Raw genomic sequence first — 22,288 nt, 5'->3', positions numbered from 1 at the left:
TTTGTGCACTGGCTCATACTAATTTCGCAAATAAGGTTAAAAAGTGATTAGTGGGCCTGATCCCAGTTGTCACCATGGCCAGCTTCCGCAACCAGTGGGACATCTAGCTCAGCGGCTGATTCCATCAATTCTTGTACTTTACTTTCAATTTCAGCTAATGCTGACTCTTCTACTTCAAACACCAGTTCATCGTGTACTTGCATCAGTAGCTTCACGCGACCCGCGCCTTCAGCTTGAATCCACTCGTCCACCAATAGCATCGCTTTCTTGATGATATCTGCCGCAGTGCCTTGCATTGGTGCGTTGATCGCTGCACGCTCCGCAGCCTTACGACGCATACCGTTACGAGACTTAATTTCTGGTAGATGTAGACGACGACCGTAAATCGTCTCAACAAAGCCCTGCTCGGAAGCCGCACTGCGGGTGTCTTCCATGTACTGCATTACGCCAGGGTAACGCTCAAAGTAAGTGTCCATGTAGTGCTGTGCTTCGCCACGAGGAATACCTAGCTGCTTCGCAAGGCCAAAGGCACTCATACCGTAGATAAGACCAAAGTTAACCGCTTTCGCGCGACGACGCTGCTCTGACGTCACATCATCAATGCTCACGCCGATGATCTCAGCTGCCGTTGCTGCGTGGATATCTTTACCTTGTTGGAAGGCTTCAAGTAGCGCTTTATCGCCAGATAGATGCGCCATGATACGCAGTTCAATCTGAGAGTAATCGACAGCAAGAATCTTCCAACCGTGAGGCGCTACAAATGCCTGACGAATACGACGACCTTCTTCGTTACGAATTGGAATGTTCTGTAGGTTTGGATCTGTCGAAGATAGACGACCTGTCGCCGTTACCGCTTGGTGGTAAGAAGTGTGTACTCGACCTGTCTCTGCATTAATCATCTTCGGCAGCTTGTCTGTGTAAGTCGACTTCAGTTTAGCTAAGCCACGGTATTCCAGAATCAGCTTCGGCAGTGGGTAGTCCAGAGCTAGCTCTTGAAGCACTTCTTCATTAGTTGATGGCGCGCCAGATGGCGTCTTCTTCACCACTGGCAGACCCATCTTCTCGAATAAGATTGCTTGCAGCTGTTTTGGTGAGTTCATGTTGAACTCTTGCTCAGCAATTTCGTAAGCCTTCTGCTCAAGCTCATCAAGGCGTGCAGCAATTTCTTGCGACTGTGCGCCTAGCAGCATGTCATCGACAAAGACACCGGTGCGTTCAATGCGAGAAATCACAGGAACCAATGGCACTTCAATCTCTTCGTAAATCGCTTTTAGCTTTTCATCTTGCTCAATGTTTTGCATCAAACGGTTATGCAGACGCAAGGTTACATCCGCATCTTCAGCAGCGTATGGAGACGCCTCACCCAGTTCGATCTGGTTGAACGTCAGTTGCTTCTTGCCCTTGCCCGCGATCTGCTCGAATGAGATGCAGCTGTGTTGTAGGAAACGCAGCGCAAGGCTATCCATGTCGTGCTTACCACCTACGCTGTTGAAAACGTAAGACGCTAGCATGGTGTCATGCTTAATGCCCTTCATCTCAATGCCGTAGCGCGCAAGCACAGACGCATCGTACTTAAGGTTCTGACCGACTTTGGCTTGACTATCGTCTTCTAAAATCGGTTTCAGCTGCTCGAGTACCCAATCACGATCCAGCTGTGCTGGCGCGTCTAGGTAGTCATGTGCCACAGGTACGTAAGCGGCAACACCCTCTTCTGTCGCGAATGATAAACCGACTAGGTTCGCTACCATGTAGTCAAGGCTGTCAGTCTCTGTATCAAAGGCAAACACTTCCGCTGCTTTTAGCTTTTCTAGCCACGCGTTGAAGTCTTCTTCATTCAGAATCGTTTCGTACTTACTGCGATCAATGGTCACTGCAGAAGTGTCCATCTCAACGCTTGATGATGTCGATGCAGCCGCAGAGCGCGTAGCATCCGCTGCGCCAGAATTTTCATCGGCTTCAACCACACCTGTGCCGCCTTCTAGCAGCTCATTGAGCCATGATTTGAAGACTAACTGGCCGTAAAGCTTGATCAGCTCGTCTGTGTTTGGTGTTGCTTTAACTAAGGACTCAGGTGTCTCTTCTAGTTCGACATCCAGCTTGATGGTCGCTAGTTCATAAGAAAGTTTGGCATTCTCTTCGTTATCAACCAGCTTTTTAGCCATGGTTTTCGAGCCACGGAATCCAAGCGCTGCAATATCGTCTAGGTTTTGGTACAGCTTTTCGATACTACCGATGCCCTGAAGTAGTGCAGTCGCCGTTTTATCACCGACACCCGGTACACCAGGGATGTTATCCACTTTATCGCCCATCAGTGCCAAGTAATCGATGATCAGCTCAGGTGGAATACCAAACTTCTCAATAACACCTTCACGATCCATCACAACATTCGTCATGGTATTGATCAACGTAACGTTATCATCAACCAGCTGAGCCATATCTTTATCACCAGTACTGATCAGCACAGGCATACCCGCTTTTGACGCCTGTGACGCAAGCGTACCGATAACATCATCCGCTTCCACGCCTGGGATCGAGATCAATGGCAGACCCATTGCACGAATCACATTGTGTAGAGGCTCAATTTGGCAACGCAGATCATCCGGCATTGGAGGACGATTCGCCTTATATTCTGGATACATATCATCACGGAACGTTTTGCCTTTTGCATCGAAAATAACGGCAATACGATCGGAGGCAAATTGACGCATCATGCTGCGCAGCATGTTCACCACACCATAGATGGCATTGGTAGGAATATCACCATTACTCATGGTGCCCGGGTAAGCATGGAACGCGCGATATAAGTAAGAAGAGCCATCAATCAGAATCAATGGATTATCAGGAATACGAGCCATAATGTTTGTGTATCCAGTAATAAGTACAGAAATGATGAGGTAAGAATGCCACGTATAGTGACGGGATTCCACGTTGTCGATCTGTATCCGTAGAATGGGTTGTGTTTGTTATAAACAGAATCTTGTTATTTTTTGTTCCACAAGACTCCCCATCTGTGGATAACTCTGTTTATATTATTTATCCACCCTGTTGAGAAGTTGGCAAAATGAAACAAAAATACACCATAAGCCATTGAAAATAATAAATAAAAATAGAGATCGAACATATGATCAACGATCTTTTTTCGATCTTGCATTGTGGAAAAGAATATTGATGAGGATTTATGCATGCACCTTTATGGTGCTATATATGCATCTTGTTGAAATTGAGATAGAAAAAAAGCGACACCCGAGGATGTCGCCTAGCAAAAAGCGGTGAAGCTATTCAATTGAATACCACAGCTTAACCAAAAAGCTATAAATTACACTGGAAGCAATGTGAGCAATGTCGTGTCAAAAAGAACTTAGTTTAAGTTCGCGAGAATTCTGTTGGTAACTCAGCGGAGCGCTTAGTTACTAAACATCCTTGTGAACATTTCCTCATTCCCTAAGACGCAGTTAATAATAATGATTCTCATTTGATAGTCAACAATTAAATGATAATAAATCTCATTTAATTGTAATTGTCATCAAACCTTCATCTCACATCTGCTTCACAAAGTGCAGTCTATTCTCTTTAATGTCTTCTTTTTGTTCGAAATTTTCTATCATGTAGCCATTTCTCAAAAGCAATCTCAACATCGAAGAAAATTGGTTCCTAGACTTCACTTTTAGCTGTTTATAGCCCTGATCTCGTACCCATTGCTCCTGAACATCTAATTGAAGCTGCGCGACACCTTTGTTTCGAGCCAAAGGAGAGACTCCGCCAAACCAGCTATAAAAAGTTTGCTCATCTAACTGATAACCAATTTTAAAGCCGAGCAGCTGCCCATCCTCTTCGGCAACGAGTACCAACTGTTTTTTGTCTTGTAAGCGCGCTGAAAGAGATTCAACACTCTCTTTGTGGCTGAACTCATCGATCTGTTCCACAACAGCCACGCACTCTTCCAGTGTCCCCTCACGAACCACAACGGTCATTTTAAATCTCCTAAAAACGAATAAAGGCCAGCGTGATGGCTGGCCTTTTAAGATTTGTCTCGACGACTATTTGTTTCTTAGAAACTGTGCTGCTTGAGCATCGTCTTCTGCTAGCCACTCAGCCACATCTTTAGCGAAGTAAGTTAGGATGCCATCAGCACCAGCGCGCTTAAAGCACAATAGAGATTCTAGTACTGTTTCGCGCTCTTTCAGCCAACCATTTTGAATCGCAGCTTTGTGCATCGCGTACTCACCAGACACTTGATATGCAAATGTTGGTGCTTGCAGTTCATGCTTCACACGACGAACAATGTCTAGATAAGGCATGCCTGGTTTCACCATCACCATATCTGCACCTTCGTTCAGGTCCATAGCCACTTCGTGAATCGCTTCATCACTGTTAGCCGGATCCATCTGGTAGTTTTTCTTATCACCACCTTTCAGGTTAGATGCACTGCCGACGGCATCACGGAATGGGCCGTAGTAGCACGATGCATACTTAGCTGAATACGCCATGATTTGAGTATGAATGTGACCCGCTTCTTCTAAAGCTGCACGGATCTTACCGATACGACCGTCCATCATATCTGATGGTGCGACAACATCAGCACCCGCTTCTGCGTGTGACAGAGCTTGCTTGATCAAAACCTCGGTCGTTTCGTCGTTCATCACATAGCCATCTTCATCGATGATGCCGTCTTGGCCATGAGTCGTGAACGGGTCTAGTGCTACATCGGTAATCACACCAATGTTTGGCACATGCTCTTTCAATGCGCGTACAGCACGCTGAACCAAACCTTCTGAGTTGTGCGCTTCTGCTGCACATAGACTTTTCGCGTCTTGGTTAACAACAGGGAACAGTGCAATCGCAGGCACCCCAAGTTGAGAAAGGTATTCTGCTTCTTCCAACATCAAGTCAATTGAAAGGCGCTCAATGCCCGGCATAGACTCAACCGTTTCACGACGGTCCTTACCCATAAGAATGAACATTGGGTAGATTAAGTCATTAACTGATAACTGGTTTTCTGCCATTAAGCGGCGGCTGAAGTCGTGTTTACGCATACGACGCATACGACGACCTGGGAACTGACCTTGAATAGATACAGACACGTGATTCTCCTTGCCTAGCCTAGGTAAACAACTACCTAGATTATAAAAAGTGCAAAATAGTTGGCAAAAGCATATCACCGCTAGCTAAAGACGCTAGCAGTAAAACCTAAATCCCCCGTAAAAACCGGGATAAATGGCAAAAAATGACCTTCTCCTCACACTGCCGTATACTCTTGGCAACTCGTTTCTTCAGCTTTTCAGGACACAACCATGATCGATACTCATGCCCATATCTACGCTAGTGAATTTGATAACGACCGCGAGCAAGTAGTCCAACGTGCGCTAGCCCAAGGCATTGATCGTATTTTACTGCCTAATATCGACCTTGACTCCATTGAACCTATGCTCGCAACAGAACGTCAATTCCCAGAGGTTTGCCGTTCAATGATGGGACTTCACCCTTGCTATGTTGATGGAAATATTGAAGAAACACTGAAGACTATCCGCGCTTGGTTCGACAAACATAACTTTATCGCCGTGGGTGAAATTGGCATCGACCTTTATTGGGATAAGACCTACAAAGCAGAGCAAGAGTACGCGTTTGTGACTCAGCTCCAGTGGGCCAAAGAGCTCGACCTACCAGTTGTTATCCACACCCGAGATTCAATTGAAGAGACCTTGGCCCTGTTAAAGCAACAGCAAGATGGCAGCCTTCGTGGCGTGTTCCACTGCTTTGGTAGCAGTTTAGAAGAAGCTCAGGCGATCAATGCGCTCGGTTTCCACCTAGGTTTGGGTGGCGTTTCGACATTCAAAAACTCGGGGATGGACAAAGTGATTCCGCACCTAGATATGGATCTAGTGATCCTAGAAACAGATTGCCCTTACCTAGCACCAACGCCAAACCGCGGCAAGCGCAATGAGCCAGCTTATACAGAACTTGTCGCAAAACGAATTGCCGATTTGCGAGGTATTACACTCGAAGAAGTCGATGCGATCACAACAAAGAATGCCAAACAGCTGTTTAAATTATAGCCTAACATACTGTTAAAAAATGATATAAAGTTACAATTTCTATTTGAGTTAGCAGCTCAATCGATCTAATATCACCCGTCTGCATATGGAGGTGGTTGATTATGTGTGAACATGCACAAATCTTACAACGTCAACATCGAACCTTTTGGCATAAACTTATTGGTATTAAAGAGATTTACGTCTGTCAGAAATGTGGCTACCAGCTAAAAATTCGATAAAAATAAAACAAAAAAAGCGGCCCGACGGCCGCTTTTTTTGTTTAAAGATTCGACAATTGAGTCTTTAAACACTAATTGCGTAAAAAGCTCACGACTCTATTTCGTCTTCTTCATCTTTGCGTACATAGAAACGAGCAAAGAATAAGCCCACTTCGAACAGAATACACATCGGAATCGCTAGTAGAGTCTGAGAAATCATATCTGGTGGTGTCAGCATCATACCGATAACAAACGCGCCAACCACAATGTATGGACGTTTCTCTGAAAGAGATTTTGGATTCGTTGCTCCAGTCCAACACAAAAGAATGATCGCTACAGGTACCTCAAAAGCGATACCAAAGGCTAAGAATAACGCCAGTACGAAATCTAGATAGCTAGAGATATCCGTTGCGAACTCGACCTGCCCCAAAGAGATAGTGGTGAAGAAGGTAAACACCAACGGAAATACCACAAAGTACGCAAAGGCAACACCGCAGTAGAACAGCAGTGAGCTCGATGCCATTAGCGGCATGATCAGTCGCTTCTCATGCTTATACAAGCCCGGCGCAACAAAGGCCCAAACCTGATACAAGATAAATGGAACGGCGACAAAAATAGAGGCAACAAGCGTTAGCTTCAATGGCGTAAAGAACGGCGAAGCAACATCGGTTGCGATCATAGTAGCCCCTTCAGGTAGACGCTCTACCAAAGGAGCCGAGACAAACTCATAGATGTCATTGGCAAAATAAATCAGCCCTAGAAACACCACCAATACGGCAACAATGGCACGCAATAGGCGATTACGAAGCTCTAGTAAGTGACTGATTAAAGGCTGTGTCTGCTCAGTCGAAGACATGTCAAACCTCTTAATAAGGACGATCGAAAAGGAGCCGCACGTATACTTATCAGTTCAAGTACTTCGCGACTCCTCCTTGCGAGACTATTCGGCTTTTTTATCTGGCGTAGCTGATGCCTCACTGTTGATCTGAAGTGATTCATGATCCGCAGTCTCAGTGTGACTCGTTTGAGCCTCACTTGGCTTATCAGACTCAGGCTTAGCGTATGGACGTTGAACTTCAGCAGCTGCCTGCTTCAATTCATCCACCGACTTTTTCAGCTCAGGGGAGAGATCTTCCATCCCCATTTGCTCAGCCTTACGCAGGTTTTCTTGCAGTTCTTGCACCTTAAGTTCGTGTGAAAGCTCATCTTTCACACTGTTCGCCATGCTCTTCGCCGATCCAATAAACTTGGAGACACTACGAATTGCCACAGGCAAACGCTCAGGTCCTAAAACAACTAACCCGACGACAGATATTAATACCAGTTCCCAAAAACCGATATCAAACACGACTTACGCCTGCTCTTTGTCTTTCTTAGTTTCAGCAGTTGCGTCAGTCTTCTGCTGTTCAATGTTTTTTTGTTCAAAGTCTGCATCTTTCTTTGCAGGCTCTTCATCATTCATTGCTTTCTTGAAGCCTTTTACTGCTGAACCTAGGTCACCACCCATACCGCGTAGTTTCTTCGTTCCAAACAGCAAGATTACGATTACAGCAATGATTAGAAGTTGCCAAATACTGATTCCACCCATTGTCATTGTCCTCGGGTCTGTCTACAAAAAAATTATTAAGGAAGTCTACCGCTTAACGGCGGTAAGCTCGCCAACTTAGCAGCCAAAATGTGACACCTGCGATGCCACAGCCCATAGATAGCTGCTCGTAAGGGCTTGAAACTAATATTGCGGAGCATACGACTAAAGTTGCTCCAACGCCAAACAAAAATTTACCTGTCGCTTGCTGACGCTTACTTTCTCTATAACCTTGATAAAGCTGGTCCATTCGATGGTTCATCGCTTTACCTTGGCGCAAGCTGTCGTAGAGTAGCTCAGGCAATTCCGGCAGTTTCTCTGCCCAGAAAGGCGCTCGGTCTTTAACAGCGTTAATCACTGCCTGTGGACCCACTTGGTTCATCATCCAAGTTTCTAGGAAAGGCTTCGCCGTCTCCCACAAATCCAGCTGCGGGTAGAGCTGACGCCCTAATCCTTCAATGTACAACAAGGTCTTCTGTAGCAGGACCAGCTGTGGCTGAACCTCCATATCAAAACGCCTTGCTGTATTAAATAAGTTTAGCAATACATGGCCAAACGAGATCTCGCCCAACGGTTTAGCGAAAATCGGCTCACACACCATGCGAATCGCAAACTCAAAATCATCAACATTGGTGTCGCGTGGCACCCAACCCGAATCGACGTGCAGCTCAGCCACTTTGCGATAGTCGCGGTTGAAGAAAGCCAGTAAGTTCTCAGCCAAGTAGCGCTTATCTTCGCCATTTAGCGTGCCAACAATGCCGCAATCAAGACCGATCCATTGTGGATTGTCTGGGTTCTCTGGGTTTACGAATACGTTGCCCGGATGCATGTCAGCATGGAAGAAGCTGTCACGAAACACTTGGGTAAAGAACACCGAAACACCACGCTCTGCCAACAACTTCATGTTGGTGCCGTTGGCTTCTAGCATTGGGATATCCGATACTTGGATACCGTAGATGCGTTCAGAGACCATCAAGGTTTCACTGCTCAGATCCGGTAGTACCTCCGGAACATACAGCTCTTCACTGCCTTCAAAATTACGACGCAGCTGAATTGCGTTAGCCGCTTCACGTCTTAGATCGAGTTCATCGAGTAGCGTTTTCTCGTACTCTTTGACCACCTCAACCGGTTTTAAACGACGTGCTTCAGGAAGCGACTTGGCGACTATACGCGCCATTCGGTGCATCAGTTTTAGATCTGCATCAATCACAGGGCGAATATCAGGGCGAATTACCTTAAGTACGACCTCGCGACCGGAATCTTTGAGCTTTGCCGTATGCACCTGTGCGATGGATGCGGATGCCAATGGCTTAATGTCAAAGTCGGTAAACCAGTTATCTAAACTGCCACCCAGTGCCTTTTCCATATCGCGCTTGGCCAACTCACCGTCAAACGGCGCCACTTGGTCTTGCAGCAGGGCTAACTGATCCGCAATGTGCGGAGGAAACAGATCACGTCGTGTCGACATCATCTGACCAAACTTAATCCACACAGGGCCAAGCTCTTGCAATGCTAAACGCAGGCGGTGGCCCAATTCTTTATCTTGATGGCGATTTTTGAGCCAAAAGAGAGACTTTCTTGCCAGCAGCGGCGCTTTGGTCAACTGGTGCTCAGGCATCAGTTCGTCAAGGCCGTACTCCAACTGTACCTTAATAATATGATAAAGACGTTTCAGTTCTGTTGGAGTCATGCTTTCTCCAATAGAGCGTTCAATTTAGCTTCAAGGCGAGCTGCTGCGCTTTTTACATCATCAACCTGATCACAGAAGTGCGCGACTTCTAGCGGTGCCGGCGCGATCTTCCACTCTTCCGTCAGTACTTGTGCGAAATGGTTCTGGTGTTTGTTGGCTTGAGACGCGACAAAACCGCCAACGTTCTTCACGCCTTGCACTAACGTGTGTGCCACAACATCACCCGTCACGCGCGATAGCCACTCTTCAAGATCTGGCTTGCAGTCTGTCATCAGTTGAGCAAACTTCTGCGCCAACTGAATATCACCTTCAAGAATCAACTTATCTTGCTTGATTAGCTTAGTGATGTTCGATTGTTCACGTAATTCTGGAAGTACTGATAAGTTCAAAGAGAGGTAACAGTCTGGCTGCCCTTCGTAATCCGCTAATACGTCTATCTGTTGGCTAAACACAAATGTCAGAGTCTTATTGAGCTCTTTGAGATTCACCTGAATGATCTGGCCCTTTAAACGCGATAAACGGCGAACCAAATCTGGGTCGTCGTTGACGAGAGTATTCAAAGAGGTTTCGATAACCGCCGTTACTAGTGGGTCAAATGGCATGACTGTCCTTACCTTTGAAAACGGATAAGCCGAAACCTATCCGTTGTATCTTGTTATTCGTTGTCGATTTTACTTGGGTTCTGTTTTAGAACTTGTAACCGCGGTGCAGAGCAACAATGCCGCCGGTTAGGTTGTAGTACTTAGTATTTTCAAAACCCGCTTCTTGCATCATGCCTTCCAGCGTTTCTTGGTCTGGGTGCATACGAATCGACTCAGCAAGGTAGCGGTAGCTATCCGCATCATTCGCGATAATCTCACCCATTTTTGGTAGCAGGTGGAATGAGTAGGCGTCGTACACTTTTGAAAGTGGCTCAAGCACTGGCTTAGAAAACTCTAATACCAATAGACGACCGCCTGGCTTCAATACGCGGAACATTGAGCGCAGAGCCTTGTCCTTGTCTGTCACGTTACGTAGACAGAAGCTGATAGTGATGCAGTCGAAGTAGTTATCTGGGAATGGCAGTTCTTCTGCATTCGCTTGAACGTAGTGAACGTTGCCAACAATGCCGCTATCACGCAGCTTGTCGCGACCTACATTCAGCATCGAGTTGTTGATGTCAGCAAGGATTACGTGACCGTTTTCACCCACAATGCGCGAAAATTTTGCGGTTAGGTCGCCGGTACCGCCGCCAAGGTCTAGAATGCGTTGACCAGGGCGAACGCCACTGCAATCAATCGTAAAGCGCTTCCATAGACGGTGAACACCACCCGACATCAGGTCATTCATAATGTCGTACTTCGCGGCTACAGAGTGAAAAACCTCTGCAACTTTCGCAACTTTCTCTTCTTTTGCGACTGTTTCAAAACCAAAGTGTGTGGTTTCTGATTCTACTGCTGTATTTGTTTGCACACTGGTGTCCGTCATGCTGTTCTCTACCCTGGTAAGTCCTCAACGGCAGCGCAATAAGCCTTTGAGCGCGCTGCGGTCGATTAGTTTACTTTATCCTCAGCGGGTTGTCTTTCTACTAACGAGGCATTTTCTGAAAAAGCCTCGTTTTGCGCGAGCTCTGTCAGGCTAACGGCGATCGGCTTCTTAACTTCAACCCCTAGCTGTTTAAAGCTCTCGGCCTGGCGAATTACGTTACCTCGCCCAGTTGCCAACTTATTCATTGCCCCTTGATAGCTTTGGTTTGCTTTATCAAGCGCCCCACCAAGGCCTTCCATATCATCTACGAACAAACGCAGCTTATCGTACAATTTACTTGCACGTTCAGCGATAATTTGCGCATTTTGGTTCTGACGCTCATTGCGCCACAGGTTATCAATGGTACGCAGCGCCACCAACAGAGTGGTTGGGCTAACAAGAATGATATTTTGCTCCATTGCATCTTTGACTAGGCTCGGATCAGCCTGAATCGCTACTTGGAATGCAGGCTCTACCGGAATAAACATCAGCACATAGTCGAGGCTCTGAATGCCTTTCAGTTGATGGTAATCTTTCTGGCTCAGGCCTTTAATGTGCGCGCGCAGTGAGACTAAGTGGTCACGCAGTGCGGCATCACGCTCAGCATCGGTTTCAGCATTGAAGTAGCGCTCATACGCCACTAGCGCCATTTTCGAATCGACCACCACTTGTTTGTCTTGAGGTAAGTGAACAATCACATCTGGTTGATAACGCTTACCCGCTTCATTTTGTAGATTGACCTGAGTCTGATACTCGTGTCCTTCTCGCAAACCAGACTCTGCCAATACGCGCGCCAGTACCACTTCGCCCCAGTTACCTTGCTGTTTGTTATCACCTTTAAGCGCTTGGGTCAGGTTAACCGCTTCTCGCGTCATGCTTTCATTAAGGCGCTGCAAGTTTTTAAGCTCATGGACTAAGGTGTGACGTTCTTTGGCTTCTTGGCTAAAGCTGTCATTGACTTGCTTCTTGAAGCCCTCAAGTTGCTCTTTAAGTGGTGATAGTAGACCTTCTAAGCTCTGCTTGTTTTGCTGATCGACTTTTGCAGTTTTCGCTTCAAAGAGTTGGTTAGCAAGATGTTCAAATTGTTGCTTCAAACGCGTTTCGGCTTGCTCCAGAAGCTGCAGCTTTTCGTGGTTAGCAAGGTTCTCTTGGTCGTGACGTGCTTCCTGCTCACGTAGCTCAGCTTCAAGTTCAGACTTTTGATCTTTGAGAATATTTATCTCATCAAAGTATTGCTGACGCTCTTGTTTGACTGCTTCGAAATAGCGCAACTTCTCCATTGCAGCCATAACCTTACCGTGAGCTTGTTTAAGCTCAAATGCGGCTTTATCACGCTCATCATCGAGCTCATCCAGCTCTCGCTGTGCCTCGACCAAGGAAGCTTTAAGCTGTGTAGTTTGCGACTCATACAACTGACGATCAGACTCCAACTGCTGCTCTAATAGCTGCTGTTGAAATGAGAGTTTCTGTTTAATCCACCAACCGACAAGGCCCCCGCTGATCACCGCGGTTGAAGCGGCTGCGATAAGGGTCGTTTGGTGCTCGATAATCCATTGCATGGTAGTAACTTAGCCTAATTGGAAATAACTCATTAAATGGTATTTTGATACTGGATAAATGTCCAGTTTGCCGTATTAAATTTCGACAGATAGACTAGGCGTCCGTATTCTATCCTATTCAACTTGATGAGCTTTTATGAACGAACGTCGCGCCCTCGGCTTTGGCCTTTCCGCGGTACTACTCTGGTCTACGGTAGCCACGGCCTTTAAGCTAACCTTAGCTGAGTTTTCACCGATTCAAATGCTGACCATTGCCAGCATTGTCTCTTCGATTGCTCTGATCGTTATCTGTTACTTCCAAGGTAAGCTTTCTCAGCTCTCTACCACCTTTTTTGCTAACCCTTGGTATTACTTGCTACTCGGCCTCGTCAATCCGCTGGCTTATTACCTGATTCTATTCAAAGCTTACGATCTGCTCCCAGCTTCTCAAGCTCAAGCCATCAACTACAGCTGGGCGATTACCTTGACCTTAATGGCTGCTGTTTTCTTGGGGCAGAAAATTCGCAAGCAAGACTGGGTGGCTTGTACCTTTAGCTACTTAGGTGTGGTTGTTATCGCGACCAAGGGCGATGTATTAGGGATGCAGTTTGATAGCCCACTTGGTGTTGGCTTAGCGCTGTTATCGACACTACTTTGGGCAGGTTACTGGATCTTAAACACCAAAAACAAAGCCGATCCTGTGGTTGGTGTGTTACTCGGCTTTTTAGTCGCACTGCCATTTGCGATTGGTTTAACCCTTTACGAAGGGCAAGGCTTTAGTCAGATCACCGCTAAAGGTTGGATGGCAGTCACTTATGTTGGCCTGTTTGAGATGGGGATTACCTTTGTGTTGTGGCTATCAGCACTCAAATCCACCAATAACACCGCGCGTATCAGTAACCTGATTTTTGCATCACCGTTTATCTCATTGATGCTACTCGCGACCATCATTGGTGAAGAAATTCATCCATCCACTTTATTCGGTTTGGTGCTGATCATTACTGGTTTAGTGATTCAACAACTCAAGCTATCTAAGGGGAAAAGCGTCTAAATAGCTCGAACAGTCGCGATTTGATAGAAATGACAAAGAAAAGGCCCTCGTTATGAGGGCCTTTTGACAAGTGGGGGCAGGAGTTAACAATCAGTATTTTGCTATGATGTCCGCGATCTCTTTATTGGTGTTCGCAGCGATGATGGCATCAATATCATCATCGTTTTGGAACAGCTCAGAGAGCGCCATGATTGTCTGAATATGGCTATCTGAATCCATCGCCGCCAGAGTAATAGAGAAGTACACCTCACCATTATCTTCCGACTCCAGATCAACGCCATTTTTAAATACGGTTACCTGCAGACAAGCTTCATTCACACCGTCTTCTGGACGCGCGTGTGGCATCGCAATCTTTGGTGCCAGCACATAGTATGCGCCAATGTCTTTGTGTTTCTGTTGAATCGCTTCTAGGTAAGATTGCTCTACCTTGCCACTTTCAATGAGCTTTGAACAAGTGATCTCTAGTGCGGCATCAACCGATAAGTTCTGCTCTGTTGAGATAACGATGTTATCGCCCGTTAGTTTTAAAATACTCATGACACAATCCAACCTAGAATCAGACCAACAACACCGAAGTCGAAGTCAGCAAACGTTGTTGCTTCAAGACCCATACCACCTAGTACTGGAAGCAGTAGCATTGGTAGGAACGAAATACACAGACCTTGCGTAAAGGCACCTAGCACCGCACCGCGTAGACCACCTGTTGCGTTACCGTAAACACCTGCAGCACCACCTACGAAGAAGTGAGGAACCACACCCGCGACAATGATTGTCCAATCGAACATGCCTTGGATGCCCATTGCAATCAGACCTGCAGCGAATGAAGACAAGAAGCCAATCAATACCGCGTTAGGGGCAACAGGGAATACCATCGGACAGTCTAGCGCTGGGCGTGCACCAGGAACCAGTTTGTCAGAAATACCTTTGAATGCTGGAACAATCTCAGCAATCAACATCTTCACACCTTGCAGGACAATGTACACACCACCAGCAAACACAAGTGACTGCATGAAAGTAAATACAATCCAGTTCTGACCGCCCGATACCGACTCAACAAAGGTTGGGCCTGCAAAGATAGACGCGAACATGAAGAAGATCGCCATGGTTGTTGCCACTGCTACCGGTGTATCGCGAAGGAACATCAAACTCTTAGGCACGTTGATGTCTTCCGTCGACTTCGATGTGTCACCAAACTTGCTACCGATGTAACCAGATACTAGGTAAGAGAAGGTAGAAAAGTGACCCATCGCCAACTGATCGGTACCCATCACCTTCTCAGTGTATTTCTGAGCAAGTGCAGGCATGATCACCATCAGAGAGCCCACAATCACAGAGCCCATCGCAACCAGTAGCGTGCCTTGAATGCCGCCCGTAGACAGGATCACAGCCACTAGCATCGACATGAACATGGTGTGGTGACCGGTTAAGAAAATAAACTTAAGCGGAGTGAAACGAGCCAGTAGAATATTCACAACGAAAGCGAAAAACATAATCAATGCCATTTCATAACCGAAGGCTTCTTGCGCTAATGCAACAATTGCTTCGTTATTTGGAATAACACCACTTACGCCGAAAGCTTCGGTAAATACCACTGAAAAATTATTTAGTGCGCCAACAAGAGCGCCAGCACCAAAACCTAAAATTAGGAAACCCATAACGGTTTTAATGGTGCCTTTTAATATGGTTGATACATCTGCCTTTTGTGCAACTAAGCCAATAAAAGCAATTAACCCGACCATGATTGCTGGCTCTTTTAATAAGCCAAGCATGAACTCAAAGAAATTAGCCATTATTTACTTCCTTACATGAAAGTTTTTAGTTGCTCTTCAATTGAAGCTTTATCAAAGATATTTGCTAGGCTTACAATGTTTGTTTTACCTGCTTCAGATAATTGATTTGCCACATCCGTTGCTGCTACCCAAATATCAGCCGTGCTTGACGCTGCAGAAGATAAATCCTCATGATCAACTTCAGCTTCCAAACCAATTTTACCCGCAACTTCTTTAACTGCCATCTCCATCATTAAAGAAGTACCAAGACCATTTCCGCACACAACCATAATCTTTTTCATAATATAAATCTCTGTAGGGTTTTAATAGGAAACTATATTGTCTCCGTTTATTTGTTGATAAGAATAGTATCGAAAAGCCCCAAAAACAGAATAGATCACCATCACAAAACCAAAATGACCTTGTGATGCAGATCTCGTTAAAATAAAGAAAAAGACGATTTAATCGTCGATACCACTTAAGAGTGAAGAGGTGATTTTATATAAACCGGAGGAATAATATAAGATGAAATATAAAGTGTGATCTGAGTATATGATAGGAGTTCAGTATTAAAATTGAGGTTATTTCCCGTAATCGGTAAGCATTTTTTTAAGCAAGCTATTAACGTCTTTGGTCTTTTTATTTCTTTTGGTCAGAGCGCTTAAAGAAGTTGGCATTTTAGGTTGTTCTTTATCAGAAATATCCTCTTCTTCACGGTCTCGCATTTTTTGTACTGCAGCAAGCAGCATGCGAACTTCTTCACCTTCTCTATTTGCCATTACCACGATATTTCCAGATTCTACCGCTGTAATCGTTAGAATACCGTGCTTAGGAGATTGAATGGTCTCGCCTACTAATGTGGATTGAGGTGGGACAGATCGATCTGATAATTGACCACTACGTAACTTCGCAGCTGTAATAGCACGAATATTACCTGTATTTTCAAACGCAACAATAACAGTATGGGTATTGTAGTATTCGATAACGGTGACGTAACCATGATTTTTCGTATCAAATCTAGCACCTATTTGCATATCGAGCGGTGCGTCCATTTTCTTAATTTGCATTCAGCAATACCTATTACGTCCGTTTGTTAACTCAATAAATTATATACGCCATTATCGCCATATTAAATCATATTTCGTCTGTTCTAAGTCAAATGTCTCACATTAACCCTCACCAGAAATTGAAATACTTATTATTAAATAATGAGTTGCGCTGATTATTCGATGACCGAAACCTATTGTCCGAAGAAAGAAGAAGAGAGTATGGGAGCTAAACAGATGAGCAAAAAACCTTTCCATCGGCTTTGCCCATCACTTCAACTGGTTGGCAGGTGTCAGTTGGAGCTTGCGATTAGACCGCTATACCCACTGTCCTGCTGCGAAACCAGAACTCCAGCACCATTGGAAGTTATAACCTCCCAACCAACCGGTAACATCCATCACTTCACCAACAAAGTACAAGCCTGATACGGTCTTACACTCCATGGTTTTTGATGATAGATGATCGGTATCGACACCACCTAGCGTGACCTCAGCAGTTCGGTAGCCTTCAGTGCCATTCGGCGCGATCTTCCAGTTTTCTAAATGCTCTGTAATCGCGGCCAGTTGCTTTTCATTGAATTGCTTGAGTGGCTTGTCTTGCAGCTCTTTGCGCTCGATTAGAGCCTCAACTAGGCGCTTTGGTAGTACTTTCGCCAGCGTATTCTTAAGGCTTTGATTTGGATGCTTTTCGCGTGAGCGCTCAAGCAGCTCAGCCACATCCGCTTCAGGGACTAGGTTAATCGAAACCGCTTGACCTGCTTTCCAGAAAGACGAGATTTGCAGAACAGAAGGGCCCGACAGACCACGATGGGTAAACAGCAGCGCTTCTTTGAACAGAGTGCCATCTTGCGCAGTGATTTCTGCAGGGATCGCAATACCAGATAGCTCAGCGAAATCCTCTTTATCCTCTTTATGCAGAGTAAAAGGCACCAGACCGGCACACGTTGGGATTACAGACAAACCAAACTGTTCCGCGATCTTATAACCAAATGGCGTCGCACCCAGTTTCGGCATCGACAAGCCACCGGTGGCAACGACCAAAGATTCACACTCAACCTGCTCGGTATTCAGGTGCAGCTGAAAACCTGCTTCGGTTTTTTCTATCGAGTGAACATCACAGCGGTAGCGCTGTTGAACACCAGCGTCATCACACTCTGCGAGCAGCATGCTGACGATATCTTTCGCCGTATAGTCATTCACACAGAACAACTGTCCATGGTCACGCTCTTCAAACTCAATGCCGTATTTACTCACCATGGAGATGAAGTCCCAGTTGGTGTACTGAGAAAGCGCTGATTTAACGAAATGACGGTTATTACATAGGTAGTTATTAGCAGACACGTCGTAGTTAGTGAAATTGCAGCGACCGCCACCCGAGATCAGAATTTTTCGACCTGGCTTTTTGGCATGATCGACCACTAGCACGCGTCGACCTCGTTTGCCCGCTTCAGCGGCACACATTAGGCCAGCGGCACCTGCGCCAATTACGATGACATCAAATTTTTCACTCATTGTGTTCTGCTTTATCTTACCCAGTCATCACTCAGTACTTCCTATACCAGTGACGTTACCAATAAAAAAGGATGTGCGTTATCAGCACATCCTTACTCTTTGCTCGCTATTCTAGCGTCAAATTTTAACTTTGCAATTGCTCACATCGCGCTCAGAGTGGGCGCAATGCCATGCATCTTTTGGGTACTCTATCTGTTACATCACTCTGGTTTAAACCAAGAATGCCGCTAGTAACGTTACACCCAACAGAGAGACCGATAAAATGAATAGCTCTCGTACTCTATCGCACTTACCGGTAAACACCGGATCATGGTGATGATGGTACTCTTTGCTCTTGATATAGCTGAATAGCCTCACCTGCTTGGTCACGTTGCCATGGGTTGTGAAGAAACCACCACCATCGACTTGTTGATACAAAAGCGGGTGCGCCTCGCGCATGATATAGATGAGTTTTCTGAGTGCCGTAACATAGCGAGCCAAGTTCACGCAGGTTACAACCATCAATGCAAATAGAATAGTATCGCCACTGATCATCCTTTCCTCCCTACACCCTCACAGGACGCTCAAAAGAAAAAGACAATCAGAGCTTTTTCTTACAGCTTATACCGCTGCAGGAGCATCCATAATTGAAGATGAACCATCTTTTGCCAATTGCGCTAGGTCTTTATCAATGAAGAATAGGGCCTTGCCGTCTTCACCAACAAGTTCTAGCTTGTCCAGAATACCTTTGAATAGCTTCTCTTCCTCGTGCTGCTCAGCGACATACCACTGTAAGAAGTTAAAGGTAGAGTAATCTTGTGTACTGAAAGCAACGTGAGCCAGCTTGTTGATCTTCTCAGTGATCATCTGCTCATGTTCGTAAGTCTCGCGGAAAACAGCACCTAGGCTCTCAAACTCATGCTTTGGTGCTTCGATTGCACCTAGAATAGGCATTGCACCTGTTTCACTCACATAAGTGAACAAACGCTGCATATGTTCCATTTCTTCCACTGCATGAGCGCGTAGAAACTCTGCTGCTCCTTCAAATCCTTTGTCTTCACACCAAGCACTCATTTGTAAGTATAGATTGGATGAGAAAAATTCTAGATTAATTTGCTCATTCAGTTGTTCAACCATAGTTGTAGACAGCATTTAAGTCTCCTAGTTACGCCTTCGTTTTCCCTACTATATCACTATTTTATGAATATCTCGCAGGCTATTAGTTAACCGTTGTTTCGCTGTGGTTTTACGCAAGAGGGTGGATATGCGATCACTTCAGCAAAAAAACACCGGCCTTAGTGCTAATCTTTAGTTAGACAATGAGTAAGGAGATAGCGGTATGAGTTACAAACATATTTTGGTCGCCGTCGATTTATCTGACGACAGCAAACTGATCGTAGACAAAGCAGTCGCACTAGCGAAGCCGCTGGATGCCAAAGTCTCTTTTATCCACATCGATATCAACTATGCAGAGCTCTACACCGGTCTGATTGATATCAACATGGCAGAAACTCAACACAATGCTATGGAAGCTTCTCGTATCCAGCTGAGCAATTTTGCTGACCACGCGCAGTACCCGATCACCCATACCTTAGTGGGCAGCGGGGATCTCAGCCATGAACTGTGTGACACCATCAAAGAGTACAACGTGGATCTCGTGGTTTGCGGTCACCATCAAGATTTTTGGAGCAAGTTGTTGTCATCAACTCGTCAACTGATCAACGCTACACCAGTCGATATGCTGGTCATTCCATTGCGGGATTCAGAAGACTAATTCGTTACAGTTGGGTAACATAAGCGCATACTTTCACTACGAATTATTGTTATGCGTTATTTAGCTGGTGTTACCCTTCTATGGGCCTTCTCCTTCAGCCTGATCGGGGTTTATCTCGCGGGTCAGGTTGATTCATGGTTTTCTGTCTGGATGCGTGTTGCGCTTGCCGGACTGGTGTTCCTTCCTTTCTTGAAATTCCGAGGCATTTCAAAAAAACTGATCGCGAAGTTGATGACCATCGGTGGCATTCAGCTTGGCTTGATGTACTGCTTCTACTATCAGTCGTTTTTGTTGCTTTCGGTACCAGAAGTGCTGTTGTTCACCGTTTTCACGCCGATTTACGTCACCCTGATTTATGACTTCTTAAAAGGTCAGTTCTCGCCTTGGTACTTGGTAACTGCAGCGATCGCAGTGGCGGGTGCGGCTTTCATTAAGTTCGCAGGTGTTAATGACAACTTCCTAATGGGCTTCCTTGTTGTTCAAGGCGCGAACCTCTGTTTTGCCATTGGTCAGGTTGGCTACAAAACCATTATGGAACAAGAGTCGATTGAACTGCCTCAGCACACTATTTTCGGTTACTTTTACTTGGGTGCATTGTGCGTGGCATCAGTCGCTTTCTTACTACTGGGCAACCCAGAGAAGCTGCCGACTACGTCCACTCAATGGGGAATCTTGATCTACCTTGGCTTAATCGCCTCTGGTTTGGGCTACTTCTTCTGGAACAAGGGCGCAAGCATGGTCAATGCGGGTGCACTTGCGGTGATGAACAATGCGCTGGTGCCTGCGGGCTTGGTGGTGAATATCCTAATCTGGAACCGTGATGTTGACCTGACAAGGTTGTCGATTGGTGGCGGGATTATCTTGTTGTCATTGTGGGTGAATGAGACTTGGGTTAAGAAGCGTGTCGAGCAGAGCCTGAGCCGAGCTTAACTATCAAAATCAAAAAGAGCGACCTGAGGTCGCTCTTTTTGATTCAATTCTATTTATGTCTGTTGGACTAATGAATATGACTCACTTTAGAGGCGCTATTCATTGATAAAGCAGCACTATCAACTTGCAGGTTGATGCTTTCCAACTCGCTCTGTAGTTTGCGACTTTTCTTGTACAGTTTTTGCTGCTTTTTGATCATCTTAGCCAGCTTTTTGTTGTACTTCTTCTGCTTTTTCGCCACTTTCTTCGCACGTTTTAGCTCACTTTTATCCAGCAGTTCAGAAGAAGGTGACAGCTGTGTACCCATGACCTGAATCGCTTGTGCTTTCTTAGCCTGTAGCTTTTGAGCTTGTATCTTCTTAACGACAAGTTGCGACTTGCTGTTTGAGGCGCTCTTAGCAGGTGAGGATAAGTTTAGAGATTCTTGGCTAAGTGCATTAGCTGGCGCGGAGGTCAGTGTCTCAGCAAGCAGACCACACGCTACCTTTTCGCTATCTGGCTTGCTTTGGCAACTCGCCGGTGGAATCGCGGCAGGCTTACATAAATTCGCTTTATCGGCAGACGAGCGAGCACACGAACGGCACACAAACTTAGGTTCACTCACCAAGCGGTGAATTTCGCCTAGGTGTTCAGTAATGTCTCGACGATTTAACTTACAAAAGCGTTTAGCCATGCTACAACTCCAGCTAAGAATAATAATAATTCTTAGTTAGATATACATCTCTAACACGGCTATCGCAAGCAAAAAATTCAGTTTTAGCGTATTTCTGACGGAACGATTTTTCTGTCTTCCGCTAAGTCATTGATGCTTTTACGTACACATCAAAACGGTTCTTTTTGGTCTCAATCGCCATACTCGGTTTTTGCTCATCCAACCAAGCAGCATAATCAGGTCTTTTCACCACAACACGCTTCGCGGCAAGCTTCAATGCTGGTTGTAATAGTCCATCCGCATCAAGGTCGGCACCAACAAGGGATTGGAACACGCGCATCTCTTTTTTAACCAGAGCAGACTTTTTCTTGTTCTCTGGGTGTGGATACATAGGGTCAAGATAAACAACATCCGGCTGAGCGAATTCAGGATCGGAGCTCAGTTTATCGAGCGCATCATGGCTTGAGGCATGAATCAGACTCATACGTTCACTCACCCAAGCACCGATATCCGCATCTTGCTTAGCACGTTGCAGACCATCATCAAGCAGAGCTGCAACCACAGGGTGACGCTCGACCATCTGCACTTTACAACCCAATGATGCCAATACAAATGCATCACGCCCTAGGCCAGCCGTACCATCAAGAATGGTTGGCGTCGCACCTTTGTTCAGACCGGCAGCCTTGGCAATAGCTTGGCCTTTACCGCCACCAAACTTACGTCGATGACCTACCGCGCCACCCACTAAGTCGACAAAGATAGCACCGAGTTTTGGTTCATCGACTTTGCGTAACTCGAGTCGTTCACTGGTGAGCACCAAGGCAAATACACTGTTCTCGTCATGAGAAAGGTGCCAGCGTGCTGCTAGCTCATTGAGGCGTTCGATTTGGCTTGCGTCTTCGCAAATCAGTTGTAGTTGCAAGGTTGTCTCCAGAAGACTCGATGATTCAAAACAATTGAGGCAACCAGTTTACCTGATTGCCTCACAAATACGTAATGTTGAAAT

The 22,288-nt window shown here is 45.7% G+C and carries 23 protein-coding genes; 4 read left to right on the top strand and 19 right to left on the bottom strand.

The features are described from left to right. Positions 1–47: 47 nt before the first annotated feature. The 3 genes from polA to hemB all read right to left on the bottom strand — a co-directional run bounded on the left by polA (position 48) and on the right by hemB (position 5,081). Positions 48–2,855, bottom strand: a complete 2,808-nt coding sequence (polA, locus tag VFDL14_RS0123170) for a DNA polymerase I (protein ID WP_032551075.1) — start codon at positions 2,853–2,855, stop codon at positions 48–50. Positions 2,856–3,536: 681 nt separating this feature from the next. Further along, on the bottom strand, positions 3,537–3,971 hold the full coding sequence (locus tag VFDL14_RS12410; protein ID WP_032551074.1) for a GNAT family N-acetyltransferase: 435 nt from the start codon (positions 3,969–3,971) through the stop codon (positions 3,537–3,539). A 66-nt stretch (positions 3,972–4,037) separates the two neighbouring features. Continuing rightward, positions 4,038–5,081: a porphobilinogen synthase gene (gene hemB / locus VFDL14_RS12415; RefSeq protein WP_032551072.1), complete on the bottom strand. Its 1,044-nt coding sequence runs from the start codon at positions 5,079–5,081 to the stop codon at positions 4,038–4,040. A gap of 210 nt (positions 5,082–5,291) precedes the next feature. On the opposite strand from hemB, the gene VFDL14_RS12420 reads away from it, so the two are divergent. Then, complete coding sequence (locus tag VFDL14_RS12420; protein ID WP_032551071.1) at positions 5,292–6,053, top strand: TatD family hydrolase; 762 nt, start codon at positions 5,292–5,294, stop codon at positions 6,051–6,053. Positions 6,054–6,359: 306 nt separating this feature from the next. Here VFDL14_RS12420 and tatC read toward each other — a convergent pair whose 3' ends face one another. The 7 genes from tatC to rmuC all read right to left on the bottom strand — a co-directional run bounded on the left by tatC (position 6,360) and on the right by rmuC (position 12,590). Continuing rightward, the gene (gene tatC / locus VFDL14_RS12425) at positions 6,360–7,106 is read right to left on the bottom strand and encodes a twin-arginine translocase subunit TatC (RefSeq protein ID WP_032551070.1); all 747 of its coding nucleotides are present in this window, start codon (positions 7,104–7,106) and stop codon (positions 6,360–6,362) included. An 84-nt stretch (positions 7,107–7,190) separates the two neighbouring features. After that, positions 7,191–7,598, bottom strand: coding sequence for a Sec-independent protein translocase protein TatB (gene tatB, locus VFDL14_RS12430; protein ID WP_032551068.1), 408 nt, complete (start codon positions 7,596–7,598; stop codon positions 7,191–7,193). 3 nt (positions 7,599–7,601) lie between these two features. Then, on the bottom strand, positions 7,602–7,838 hold the full coding sequence (tatA, locus tag VFDL14_RS12435; protein ID WP_032551065.1) for a Sec-independent protein translocase subunit TatA: 237 nt from the start codon (positions 7,836–7,838) through the stop codon (positions 7,602–7,604). 52 nt (positions 7,839–7,890) lie between these two features. Next, positions 7,891–9,525 (bottom strand): ubiquinone biosynthesis regulatory protein kinase UbiB, encoded by a 1,635-nt coding sequence (gene ubiB / locus VFDL14_RS12440; RefSeq protein ID WP_032551063.1) that lies wholly within the window; start codon positions 9,523–9,525, stop codon positions 7,891–7,893. Beyond that, positions 9,522–10,127: a ubiquinone biosynthesis accessory factor UbiJ gene (locus VFDL14_RS12445; protein WP_032551061.1), complete on the bottom strand. Its 606-nt coding sequence runs from the start codon at positions 10,125–10,127 to the stop codon at positions 9,522–9,524. The genes ubiB and VFDL14_RS12445 overlap by 4 nt, the downstream gene beginning before the upstream one ends. An 85-nt stretch (positions 10,128–10,212) precedes the next feature. After that, positions 10,213–10,992: a bifunctional demethylmenaquinone methyltransferase/2-methoxy-6-polyprenyl-1,4-benzoquinol methylase UbiE gene (gene ubiE, locus VFDL14_RS12450; RefSeq protein ID WP_032551059.1), complete on the bottom strand. Its 780-nt coding sequence runs from the start codon at positions 10,990–10,992 to the stop codon at positions 10,213–10,215. A 65-nt stretch (positions 10,993–11,057) separates the two neighbouring features. Next, complete coding sequence (rmuC, locus tag VFDL14_RS12455) at positions 11,058–12,590, bottom strand: DNA recombination protein RmuC (RefSeq protein ID WP_032551058.1); 1,533 nt, start codon at positions 12,588–12,590, stop codon at positions 11,058–11,060. Positions 12,591–12,726: 136 nt separating this feature from the next. Between rmuC and VFDL14_RS12460 the strand changes: the two genes are divergently transcribed. Beyond that, the gene (locus tag VFDL14_RS12460) at positions 12,727–13,620 is read left to right on the top strand and encodes a DMT family transporter (RefSeq protein WP_032551057.1); all 894 of its coding nucleotides are present in this window, start codon (positions 12,727–12,729) and stop codon (positions 13,618–13,620) included. A 90-nt stretch (positions 13,621–13,710) separates the two neighbouring features. Here the strand turns inward: VFDL14_RS12460 and VFDL14_RS12465 are convergent, their stop codons facing one another. From VFDL14_RS12465 to ftnA, 7 genes are all read right to left on the bottom strand, one after another. Next, positions 13,711–14,157, bottom strand: a complete 447-nt coding sequence (locus VFDL14_RS12465; RefSeq protein WP_032551056.1) for a PTS sugar transporter subunit IIA — start codon at positions 14,155–14,157, stop codon at positions 13,711–13,713. Continuing rightward, positions 14,154–15,410: a PTS ascorbate transporter subunit IIC gene (locus VFDL14_RS12470; RefSeq protein ID WP_032551054.1), complete on the bottom strand. Its 1,257-nt coding sequence runs from the start codon at positions 15,408–15,410 to the stop codon at positions 14,154–14,156. Before VFDL14_RS12470 ends, VFDL14_RS12465 begins: the two co-directional genes overlap by 4 nt. 11 nt (positions 15,411–15,421) lie before the next feature. Next, the gene (locus VFDL14_RS12475) at positions 15,422–15,691 is read right to left on the bottom strand and encodes a PTS sugar transporter subunit IIB (protein ID WP_032551053.1); all 270 of its coding nucleotides are present in this window, start codon (positions 15,689–15,691) and stop codon (positions 15,422–15,424) included. Between the two features lie 279 nt (positions 15,692–15,970). Beyond that, the gene (locus VFDL14_RS12480) at positions 15,971–16,441 is read right to left on the bottom strand and encodes a hypothetical protein (RefSeq protein ID WP_191907599.1); all 471 of its coding nucleotides are present in this window, start codon (positions 16,439–16,441) and stop codon (positions 15,971–15,973) included. A 312-nt stretch (positions 16,442–16,753) separates the two neighbouring features. Beyond that, positions 16,754–17,947 carry an NAD(P)/FAD-dependent oxidoreductase gene (locus tag VFDL14_RS12485; protein WP_032551051.1) on the bottom strand — a complete coding sequence of 398 codons (1,194 nt, stop codon included), beginning with the start codon at positions 17,945–17,947 and terminating at the stop codon, positions 16,754–16,756. Between the two features lie 210 nt (positions 17,948–18,157). Further along, on the bottom strand, positions 18,158–18,481 hold the full coding sequence (uspB, locus tag VFDL14_RS12490; protein WP_032551050.1) for a universal stress protein UspB: 324 nt from the start codon (positions 18,479–18,481) through the stop codon (positions 18,158–18,160). 66 nt (positions 18,482–18,547) lie between these two features. Further along, entirely contained in the window at positions 18,548–19,078 is a 531-nt protein-coding gene (gene ftnA, locus VFDL14_RS12495) for a non-heme ferritin (RefSeq protein WP_032551049.1), read from the bottom strand. A gap of 187 nt (positions 19,079–19,265) precedes the next feature. Between ftnA and uspA the strand changes: the two genes are divergently transcribed. Together uspA and VFDL14_RS12505 are read left to right on the top strand one after the other, a co-directional pair. Further along, complete coding sequence (uspA, locus tag VFDL14_RS12500) at positions 19,266–19,700, top strand: universal stress protein UspA (RefSeq protein ID WP_032551048.1); 435 nt, start codon at positions 19,266–19,268, stop codon at positions 19,698–19,700. A gap of 51 nt (positions 19,701–19,751) precedes the next feature. Then, entirely contained in the window at positions 19,752–20,630 is an 879-nt protein-coding gene (locus VFDL14_RS12505; RefSeq protein WP_032551046.1) for a carboxylate/amino acid/amine transporter, read from the top strand. A 67-nt stretch (positions 20,631–20,697) separates the two neighbouring features. On the opposite strand, the gene VFDL14_RS12510 is transcribed toward VFDL14_RS12505, so the two are convergent. After that, the gene (locus VFDL14_RS12510; RefSeq protein WP_032551045.1) at positions 20,698–21,303 is read right to left on the bottom strand and encodes a hypothetical protein; all 606 of its coding nucleotides are present in this window, start codon (positions 21,301–21,303) and stop codon (positions 20,698–20,700) included. Positions 21,304–21,424: 121 nt separating this feature from the next. Beyond that, positions 21,425–22,204 carry a class I SAM-dependent methyltransferase gene (locus tag VFDL14_RS12515; protein ID WP_032551044.1) on the bottom strand — a complete coding sequence of 260 codons (780 nt, stop codon included), beginning with the start codon at positions 22,202–22,204 and terminating at the stop codon, positions 21,425–21,427. Positions 22,205–22,288 lie beyond the last annotated feature (84 nt).

This window comes from Vibrio fortis (assembly GCF_000695685.1).
GTDB classification, from domain to species: Bacteria; Pseudomonadota; Gammaproteobacteria; order Enterobacterales; family Vibrionaceae; genus Vibrio; species Vibrio fortis_A.
The sequence above is the reverse complement of the archived record's forward strand: the minus strand, read 5'-3'. Positions and strand labels throughout refer to the sequence as shown.